This window comes from Lyngbya aestuarii BL J (assembly GCF_000478195.2).
Classification (GTDB): Bacteria; Cyanobacteriota; Cyanobacteriia; order Cyanobacteriales; family Microcoleaceae; genus Capilliphycus; species Capilliphycus aestuarii.
Window position 1 is genome coordinate 1 of record NZ_AUZM01000121.1, and the last position, 11,405, is coordinate 11,405.

The 11,405-nt window shown below is 37.4% G+C and carries 3 protein-coding genes; all 3 read left to right on the plus strand.

Annotation, left to right across the window (positions count from 1 at the left end):
- On the plus strand, positions 1-2,471 hold a 2,471-nt coding region (locus M595_RS26160), incomplete at its 5' end, for an amino acid adenylation domain-containing protein (RefSeq protein WP_040484711.1).
- Complete coding sequence (locus M595_RS26165; RefSeq protein ID WP_023069605.1) at positions 2,471-10,300, plus strand: non-ribosomal peptide synthetase; 7,830 nt, start codon at positions 2,471-2,473, stop codon at positions 10,298-10,300. The genes M595_RS26160 and M595_RS26165, both read left to right, overlap by 1 nt.
- Before the next feature lie 47 nt (positions 10,301-10,347).
- The coding region (locus tag M595_RS26170; RefSeq protein WP_023069603.1) for a condensation domain-containing protein at positions 10,348-11,405 on the plus strand (1,058 nt) is incomplete at its 3' end.

Here is an 11,405-nt window from a genome sequence, read left to right on the forward strand (position 1 = left end):
TAGTTGCAATTATTATGGAAAAAGGTTGGGAACAAGTTGTCGCTGCTTTGGGTATTTTAGCAGCAGGTGCAGCTTATGTTCCTATCGATCCTCAACTGCCAAAAGAACGACGGTTGCACCTATTACAAGAAACTGAGGTTAAACAAATTCTCACACAATCTTGGCTGAATCATAAATTAGAAATTCCAGAAAATATCGCGCGAATTTGTGTAGATAACCTTGAACTTTCTTCAGAAGAAACCGAACACTTGGCTTTAAACACTCATAATAGTCCCCAAGATTTAGCCTATGTGATTTATACCTCTGGTTCTACGGGATTACCAAAAGGAGTAATGATCGATCATCAAGGCGCAGTTAACACAATTATTGATATTAATCAGCGTTTTAATATTACCTCAGATGACCGAATTTTAGCTCTATCTGCGCTGAACTTTGACCTATCAGTGTATGATATTTTGGGGACGTTAGCAGCCGGAGGAACGATTGTTATCCCTAATGCTGAGGCGACTAAAGATCCGGCTCATTGGGTAGAATTAATTGAACAGCAAGAAATTACAGTTTGGAATTCTGTTCCCGCATTGATGCAAATGCTGTTAGAACATTTAAACTCTCGCTCTGAAGTGAAAAATTCCTTACGTTTAGTCTTACTTAGTGGAGATTGGCTACCCTTAGATTTACCCAACCGCATCAAAAATACACTGAATAAAAATACTAAAATTATTAGCTTAGGAGGTGCAACAGAAGCGTCAATTTGGTCGATTCTTTATCCGATTGACACGGTTAATCCGAATTGGAAAAGTATTCCCTATGGTCGTCCAATGGCGAACCAACGTTTTTATGTTTTGAATGAAGCTTTAGAGCCTTGTCCGATGTGGGTGACAGGACAGCTTTATATTGGTGGAATTGGACTCGCTAAAGGATATTGGCGAAATCCTGAAAAGACAAATAAAAGTTTTATTATTCATCCTAAAACCCAAGAAAAATTATACAAAACGGGAGACTTAGGGCGATATTTACCCGATGGAAATATAGAATTTTTAGGTCGGGAAGACTTTCAAGTTAAAATTAATGGATACCGAATAGAACTCGGTGAAATTGAATCCACTTTAAAACACCATTCAGCCATTCAAGAAGCAATCGTCACAGCTATAGGGGAAACACGAGAAAATCAACAATTAGTTGCTTATATTGTTCCGAAAGAACCCCAAAATGTCTCCGGTATTGATCGGATTGAATTCAAGTTACAACAACCGGGACTACGCGCCGAAGAAGCTAAACAACCCAGCATTGAGTTACCCAAACCCGAACTCAGTGAAGAATTTACTCGGGCTTATTTACAACGTCAGAGTTATCGAAAATTCTTGGATAAACCGATATCTTTACAAGAATTTAGTCAGTTAATAAGCTGTTTGATGCAAATCAAACTAGACAACTCCCCCCTACCTAAATATCGATATGCTTCAGCCGGAAGTCTTTATCCCGTACAAACCTATTGTTATATAAAACCGAATTCTATTGCAGAAATTCAACCCGGAATTTATTACTACAATCCCGCAGAGCATCGTTTAATTTTAATTCAAGAAAATGGTCAAATTGATAACAAAATATATGGGGTAAATCAATCCATATTTGAACAATCTGCTTTTGCTATATTTTTAATGGGTAACTTCAATGCAATTCATCCAATTTATGGTGAAAAAGCAAAAGATTTTTGTTTGTTAGAAGCGGGTTATATTAGCCAACTTTTAATGGAAACTGCACCCAAGCATGAAATCGGTCTTTGTCCGATTGGTACTTTAGAATTTGAAACCATACAAGAATGGTTTAACCTCGAACCCAATCAAATATTATTACATAGCTTTGTAGGCGGTCGCATTGATACGGCTTGGACAAAACAGTGGTTATCTCCAGAAACTCCTCAAAAATCCGAATCGATTCTAGAAAAATTACGTCAGTTTTTACGCGAGAAGTTACCCGAATATATGATTCCTCAAAACTATATAATCTTGGATGAACTTCCCCTAACACCCAATGGAAAGATAGACCGTAAAAACTTACCAAAACCCGAGAGTTTTACTTCTCGAAATCAACTAGAATATGTAGCACCTAAAACTGAATTACAGACAGAAATAGCAGCAATTTGGCAAAAAGCTCTCAACTTAGAAAAAGTAGGCATTCAAGACAACTTCTTTAATTTAGGAGGAAATTCTTTATTAGCCACTCAGGTTATTTCTCAAATGCGTCAAGCTTTTAAAGTAGACATTTCAATTCGTCGCTTTTTTGAAACGCCAACTATTGCTGATTTGGAACTAGAGATAAAACAAAATAACAATCAAGTTCCTGAAACTGAATCCATTAAAATTGAGCGGGTAAACCGTAATGATTCCCAAGAAAATATAGATAATCTCGACCAAATTTCAGAACAAGAACTTGATGATTTACTCACTCAAATGTTAGCGGAGGAAAACTAATGAACCCAACACCATCTAACCTTTCCAAACTTTCGCCCGAACAAAAGCGAGAACTGCTCAAAAAACTGATGCAAAAAAAGGCTAACAAGCCTCAATTTTTTCCGCTTTCATTTGCTCAACAGCGACTTTGGTTTCTAGATAAACTACAGCCCGGAAATTCAGTTTATAATCTTCCTGCTGCTTTACATTTGCAGGGTTCACTCAATATTGATGCTTTAGAACAAAGTATTAATGAAATCATCAAACGCCATGAAATATTACGAACGAGCTTTACAGAAATTCAAGGTGAGATGGTTCAGAGTGTTTATCCAGTCTTGAATCTCAATATTCCCGTGATTGATTTTCAGGAACTTTCTCAAACTAAACGTGATATTGAAGTTAAAAAGCAGATTCAACAAGAAGCATCACAGCCCTTTAATTTAACTCAAATTCCTTTATTAAGAGCCAAATTATTAAAGCTTTCAACCGATGAATATATACTGCTATTTACCCTGCATCATATTATTTCTGATTATTGGTCAATGCGGGTACTGATTCAAGAACTTGCCGCAATTTATCAAGCTTTTTATCAAGGTCAAAATTTACCTTTACCCGAACTCAATATTCAATATGTAGACTATGCTGTTTGGCAGAAAAAATGGTTGGAAAGTGAAGCTCGTTCGGAGCAACTTAATTACTGGAAAGAACAATTAGGAAATAATCCCCCAATTCTTCAGTTGCCAACAGATTATCCGCGTCCTGCGGTGCAAACATTTAGAGGAGAAAGTCAATCTTTTTCTCTATATTCTCCACTTTATGAATCTCTAAAAGCTCTTGCTCGTCAGGAAGATGTAACCTTATTTATGTTATTACTGGCGGCTTTTAAAACGTTACTTTATCGCTACACTCAACAAGAAGATATTCTAGTCGGTTCGACGGTTGCGAATCGTAATCGCCCCGAAATTGAAAACCTCATTGGCTTATTTGTTAATAACTTAGTTTTTAGAACAAATCTATCTGAAAATCCAAGCTTTAGGGATTTTATCAAACAGGTGCGTGAAGTTACTCTAGGGGCTTATGCTCACCAAGATTTGCCGTTTGAATATTTAGTAGAGGAATTGCAGCCCGAACGGAATTTAAGCCACAATCCTCTATTTCAGGTGATGTTTATTCTTCACAATACTCCGACCAAAACTGTTAAACTCCCCAATTTAACGTTTAATTATATTAATCCAGAAAATCAAACGGCTCGATTTGATTTGAGCTTGGATATGTATGAACATCCATCGGAACTGACCGGAGTATTTGAATACAATACAGATTTATTCAAAGCTGAAACGATTAGCAATATAATTACTCATTTCAAAAACTTATTAGAACAGATTGTAACTCATTCTCACCAGAAAATATCTGAACTTTCATTTTTAGCAGAAACCGAAAGACATCAACTATTAGTCGAATGGAATAAAACTCAAACAACATTTAATAAACTCGCCTGTATTCATCAAGTTTTTGAAACCCAAGCCCAACAAACACCGGATGCTATTGCTATTGTTGACTCACATCAACAACTCAGCTATCAGCAACTTAATAAAACAGCAAATCAACTCGCTCACCACCTACAAAAACAAGGCGTTAAACCCGAACAAACTATCGGCATTTGTTTAGAGCGTTCCTGCGAAATGGTTATCGCTTTATTAGCCATTTTAAAAGTCGGAGCCACTTATGTTCCCCTTGACCCCGCCTATCCTCCTGAGCGTCTCAATTTTATTATAGAAAACGCTCAAATCTCACTCATTATCACTCAAAAAACTCTCAATTATCTTCAATTACCCTGTACAAATATTATCAATCTAGACGAAGATTGGTCAATTATTGCTCAACAAAAAACAGATAACCTTTCTAATAACATCACCATCAAAAATATCGCCTACATTATTTACACTTCTGGTTCTACAGGTCAACCGAAAGGCGTACAAATTTCTCATCACGCCTTGAGTAACTTTCTATTTGCTATTAATCAACACCTCGATTTAACACCATCAGACGTTTTATTATCTGTTACCAGCCTGTCTTTTGATATCGCCGCCTTAGAACTTTATTTACCTTTAATTATCGGTGCGCGTGTAGTGATTGCCAGCCAAAAAACAACCACAGACAGCCAACAACTTCAACATCAAATTAACCAATTAAACATCACAATTATGCAAGCCACGCCCGCCACCTGGCAAATGTTAATACTGGGCGGATGGTCGGGAAAGCACAACCTAAAAATTATCAGTGGAGGAGAAGCGTTAGACCCGAAATTAGCCCAACAACTTTATCAAAATTCTCAACAAATTTTTAACGTTTACGGGCCGACTGAAACAACAATTTGGTCATCCGTTTATCAATTGAAAAACTCTGAAGAATTAGAGAAAAAATCAACGGTCTTAATTGGTCGCCCCCTTGCTAATACCGAGTTTTATATTCTCGACAAAAACCTACAACCCGTTCCGATAGGAGTAGCCGGAGAGTTATATATTGGAGGAGTTGGAGTCGCCAGAGGCTACTTAAATCGACCCGATTTAACCGCAGAACGTTTTCTACCTCATCCTTTTATAAAAACTTCTGAACGCTTGTATAAAACGGGAGATTTAGTCCGATATCTCAGTGATGGAAATGTTGAATATTTAGGACGGTTAGACTCTCAAGTAAAACTGCGAGGGTTTAGAATAGAATTAGGAGAAATAGAAGCAATATTAAAACAACATCCGCAAGTTCAACAGGCTGTAGTTTTGGCTTCATTAACAGCCGAAAATCAACGTTTAGTTGCTTATCTTGTTCCTCAATCAAAAAACGATATAAATTTATCAAATATTCGAGATTCTTTAGCCGAAAAGTTACCTAGCTACATGATACCTTCTGCTTTTATCGTGTTAGATACTTTTCCTTTAACTCCCAATGGTAAGATTGATAGACGTGCGCTTCCAAATGTTACAGAACAAGTCACAAACTTATCAGATACTCACGAAACACCCCGAACACCTACAGAGGAAATCTTAGCAGGAATCTGGGAAAATATTTTAAATTTAAAGCAGATTGGCAGAAAAGATAACTTTTTTGAATTGGGGGGACATTCGTTATTAGCCACTCGCGTTATCTCTCAAATTCGCGAAGTTTTTAATATTGATTTACCGCTACGTCGTTTATTTGAAACGCCAACAATAGCGGGATTAGCAGAAGCAATTTTTACGGCTCAAAAAACCAATTCAAAGCTTACAATTAAACCGCTTCAGCCCATTATTAGAGAAGGAAATTTACCTTTATCTTTCGCTCAACAGCGACAATGGTTCCTTGCTCAACTGGAACCCGATAGTCCTTTTTATAATATTCCCGGAGCAGTCAGAATCGAAGGAAAACTGAATATTGGGATACTTGAACAAAGTATTAACGCAGTCATTCATCGTCACGAAGTCCTAAGAACAAGTTTTCTAACTGTTGAAGGAAAACCCCAAATCGTGATTTCACCTTCACTTCAGTTAAATTTACCCATTATCGATATTAGTGAAGTTCCAAACTCACAGGTAGAGGGTTGCATTAAACAATTAATTAAGCAAGAATCACGGCATCCTTTCGACCTCGATACCAGCCCTTTATTGCGGGTTAAAATAATCAAAATTGCTAAAACAGATTACGTTATTTTGATGACGTTGCATCATATTATTTCCGATGAACAGTCAGTAATTATTCTAATACGCGAAGTTGCTAAACTGTATGAAACTTTCTCGCACGCTCAACCCTCGCCTCTTGCACCTTTACCCATCCAATATGTAGATTTTGCGGCTTGGCAACGACAATATTTAGAAGGAGAATTATTAGAGAATCAATTGGCTTACTGGCGACAACAGCTAGAGGGAATACCGACGGTTTTAGAATTACCAACTGATTATACACGTCCGGCGGTTCAAAGCTTCCGAGGCGCCACAACAACTTTTAAACTTTCTCCCGAACAATCTCAATCAATTAAAACTTTAAGTCAACAGTTTGGTTGTACATTATTTATGACCTTGTTGGCGGTATTTAAAACGTTATTGTATCGCTATACCGGAAGCGAAAATATTGTGATAGGCTCTCCAATTGCCAATCGAAACTCAACAGAAACCGAAAGCTTAATTGGATTTTTTGCTAACACCTTAGCCTTGCGAACCCACCTAACCGAAGACCTCACCTTTGAACAGTTATTACAGCAGGTTCGAGAAGTGGCTTTGGGGGCTTATGCTCATCAAGATTTACCTTTTGAACAGTTAGTAGAAGCACTCCAACCGCAGCGAGATTTAAGCTATACGCCTCTATTTCAAGTGATGTTTGTCTGGCAAAATGCCGCAATACAACCGATTAGATTATCAGATTTGAATTGGCATTTAGTCGAGAGTGACAACAATACAGCCAAGTTTGACCTGACATTATATATGGCTGAAACCGTTGAAGGATTAGTCGGAAAATTTGAGTATAATACCGATTTGTTTAAAGCAGAAACCATTCAGCGTTTAACAGAACATTTTCAAACTTTACTTTCAGGAATTGTCACCACACCCAAAGAAAACTTATCTAACTTACCGCTTCTTCCAAAAACTGAACAGCAAAAATTACTACAGGAATGGAATCAAACAGACTTAGAAGTTCAACCTGTTTGTTTACATCAGTTATTTCAAACCCAAGTAGAGAAAACACCTCATGCAACCGCTTTAATTTTTGAGAATCAACGTTTAACTTATCAAGAGTTAAATAATCGGGCGAATCAACTGGCACATTATTTACAAAAATTAGGAGTTAAACCAGAAGTAAAAGTGGGGATTTGTGTTAAACGTTCGGTTGAAATGGTTGTCGCTATGTTAGCTATTCTCAAAGCAGGTGGCGCTTATGTTCCCCTCGACCCAACCTATCCAACAGAACGATTAGCTTTCATGTTGGAAGATGCTAAAATTGCCGTTTTAATCGCTCAAAATAACGAATTTTTAGATTTTAGTTCTTCTCTAAAAGCCCTTGTTAATTTAGATAGAGATAGGGAAAAAATAGCTTTAGAAAATCAAACAAATCCGTTCAATCAAGTTGTTGCCGAAAACTTGGCTTATGTTATCTATACATCCGGTTCTACAGGTCAACCGAAGGGAGTTGCAATTGCTCATTACAGTTCTGTGACATTTATAGAATGGGCGAAAACTGTCTTTACAAAAGAACAACTTTCAGGCGTTTTTGCCTCAACTTCTATTTGTTTTGACCTCTCGGTATTTGAGTTATTTTTACCGCTCAGTGTCGGAGGAAAAATTATTCTGGGTGAAAACGCTTTACAGTTACCCACCTTACCTCATTCCGAAGAAGTTACTCTGATTAATACAGTCCCTTCTGCCGCTACAGAACTGCTTAGAATCAACGGTATTCCTAACCGTGTAAACACCGTAAATTTAGCGGGTGAAGCATTATCTAATACCTTAGTTCAGAAACTTTATAAACAGCAAATTCAGCAGGTTTTTAACCTTTATGGCCCTTCCGAAGATACAACCTATTCAACCTTTGTATTAACTCAACCGGGAAGCAATCAAATTCCCTCTATTGGTCGTCCAATTGCTAATACTGAAGTCTATATTTTAGACCATTCTCTGCAACCTGTTCCCGTCGGCGTTCCCGGTGAATTATATATCGGAGGGTCGGGTTTGGCGAGAGGATATCTCAACCGTCCTGAACTGACAGCAGAAAAATTTATTCCCAACCCATTTGTTGAAAAAAATACAGCAAACCAGAATAATCGTCTTTATAAAACAGGAGATTTAGTCAAATATTTACCCGATGGAAATATTGAATATTTAGGTCGGTTAGATAACCAAGTTAAAATTCGGGGATTCCGCATTGAACTCGGAGAAGTTGAGGCGAGTTTAGTTGAACATTCCCGTGTTTCTCAAGCCGTTGTAAGTGCTTGGGAAGACGAGGCTAAAAATAAGCGTTTAATTGCTTACATTATTCCCAAGTCTAAAGATGAAAAATTAGCCTCTGAACTGCAAAATGAATTGCGTCACTTTCTCAAAGATAGGCTACCCGATTATATGATTCCTTCGGTGTTTATGGTGTTAGAAAGTTTACCGTTAACACCCAACGGAAAAATTGATCGCAAAGCATTGCCAACACCCGAAAATCAGCCGATTGAACGACAACAGGATTACACTGAACCTCGAACTTTAAAAGAAAAGCAACTCGCTAAAATTTGGAGTCAGATTCTCAGAATTGACCAAATTAGTATTAATGATAACTTCTTTGAATTGGGTGGTGATTCTATCCTGGCAATTCAAGTTGTTGCTCAGGCGAATCAAGCGGGTTTAAACATAACACCGAAGTCTATTTTTAAATATCAAACTGTCGCGGATTTGGCTGCAATAGCAGAAGAAAGAACAGCAATAAAAGCCGAACAAGGAATTATTACAGGTTCTCTGCCGCTTACCCCCATCCAACACTGGTTTTTTAAGCAAAATTTCATCGATGCTCATCATTGGAATCAGTCGATTTTACTGGAAGTTCAGTCTGAAATTAGCTGGAATCAGTTAGAAATAGCGTTTAAAAAATTATTCACACATCACGATGCTTTACGCATATATTTTGAGCAAACAAAACTCGGTTGGCGACAGTATAATTATGACAACAATTTAGACTTTCAGATTCTCAAAATAGACCTATCCGAACAACCAACACAACACCAAAAACAAGCGATTTTCACAACTGCTACTCAGCTTCAAAGTAGCTTTAACCTCTCTCAGCCTCCTTTGGTAAAAGTCGCATGGTTTAATTTAGGTCGCCATCAAAAGCATCGATTATTAATTGTAATTCATCACTTAATTATTGATGGAATTTCTTGGCGAATTTTATTAGAGGATATTCAGAATATTCTCCAAACAAGTTCCCAAAGCCAAACGTTTAAACTTCCCGCAAAAACCACTTCCTTTAAACAGTGGTCAGAGTCTCTAAAAAACTACGCTAACTCGGCAGAACTTCAAACCGAACTTGAATATTGGCAGAATATCTCTAACTCTGAAATTGCCAAAATTCCGGTTGACTTTCCAACTGGAAATAACACAATGGCTGAAGCTCAAACGGTTTCAGTAACGATGACTTCGGAAGAAACTCACGCTCTCATTCATCAAGTTCCAACGGTTTATAAAACACAAATCAACGATATTTTACTAACGGCTTTAGCTCAAACCTTTTCTCAGTGGACCGGACAACGCCAACTGTTAATAGAACTTGAAGGACACGGACGAGAGGAACTTTTTAATACTGTTGACCTGTCTCGCACAGTGGGTTGGTTTACCACATTATTTCCCGTATTATTAAATTTGGGAAATAGCGATAATCCCGATGATAATATTAAGTCAATAAAGGAACAAATCCGTCAAATTACCAACCGAGGAATAGGTTATGGTTTGTTGCGTTACCTGAGCAGTTATAATCATATAGTTCCAAATAAAAATGCAGAAATTCGCTTTAACTACTTGGGACAAGTTGACCAAATCTTTCCCTCGAATTCCCTATTTTATCCCGCCAGCGAACCAACTGGAATCGCTCGCAGTCCTCGAAATCATCGAAACTGTTTAATAGAAATTGATAGTATCGTTTCTCGGGATAAAATGCGATTTAATTGGACGTATAGCCAAGCCATTCACCGTTCTACAACGATTGAAAATCTAGCTGAAAACTTCTTAAATAGTTTGCGACAACTAATAGATAACTGTCTATCCTCAGAAACGGGAGGTTACACGCCTTCAGATTTCCCGCAAATGGATTTTAGTCAAGATGAACTCGATGACCTTTTAACTGATTTATAACCTTTGATTGACCCCTCTTTTAATCCTATTTAGTAACCCTATTTAACATGAATCAAAATAAAAACATTGAAGACATTTATCCCCTTTCCCCGATGCAACAGGGTATTTTATTTCATACTCTGCTGTCTCCTAACTCTGGCGAATATATTCCTCAAGTTTGTCTGACCCTAACAGGCTTATTAAATATTGAACAGTTTAAACAAGCTTGGGAATACGTTATCGCCAGACATCAAAGCCTGCGAGCCTCTTTTCATTGGGAACGTCGAGAACAACCTTTTCAAGTTATTTATCGACAGGTGAACTTACCTTGGCAACAACAAGATTGGCGAAATTTGTCACCCGATGAACAGCAAGACTTATTAAAAAATCTGTTAAAAACCGATAGCCAACAAACGTTTAATCTGAAAAAACCTCCTCTCATTCGACTGAATTTAATACAACTAACTGACCAAACTTATAAACTGATTTGGACTCAACATCATTTGATTCTTGATGGTTGGTCTGCGGGATTAGTGATTAAAGAAGTGTTAGATGTTTATCAAGCCTTATCCGTTGGAAAACAGTTTTCCTTACCGAAAATCCGTCCCTATGGCGAATATATTGCTTGGCTGTACAAACAAGATTTATCAACCGCTCAACAATTCTGGAAAGAACAATTAAAATGGTTTACAACTCCGACATCTTTAAGAATAGAGAAAAATTTAAACTCTATTTCTCACGAAAACCAACCCGAAGAACAACAGGTAAAACTTTCTCAAACGACTACATCAACATTACAATCATTTGCTCAAAAAAATCAACTGACTATAAACACCATTATTCAAGGTGCTTTTGCAATACTTTTGAGCCGTTATAGCGGTGAACAAGATATTTTATTTGGTGCAACTTCTTCGGGTCGTCCGGTTGGGTTAACCGGAGTAGAATCAATGGTTGGGTTATTTATTAATACTCTACCTGTTAGAATCAAAGTTCCCGGTCAAGCGGTTTTAATTTCTTGGTTAAAAGAACTCCAAAACCAACAATCTGAAGCGTTACAATATGAATACACCTCTTTATTAGAAATTCAAAAATTGAGCGATATTCCAGCCGGTTTACCTTTGTTTAA

Bases quoted from the DNA above. Each gene is read 5' to 3' on its own strand.
- M595_RS26165 (WP_023069605.1), top strand. From the start codon at position 2,471: ATGAACCCAACACCATCTAACCTTTCCAAACTTTCGCCCGAACAAAAG.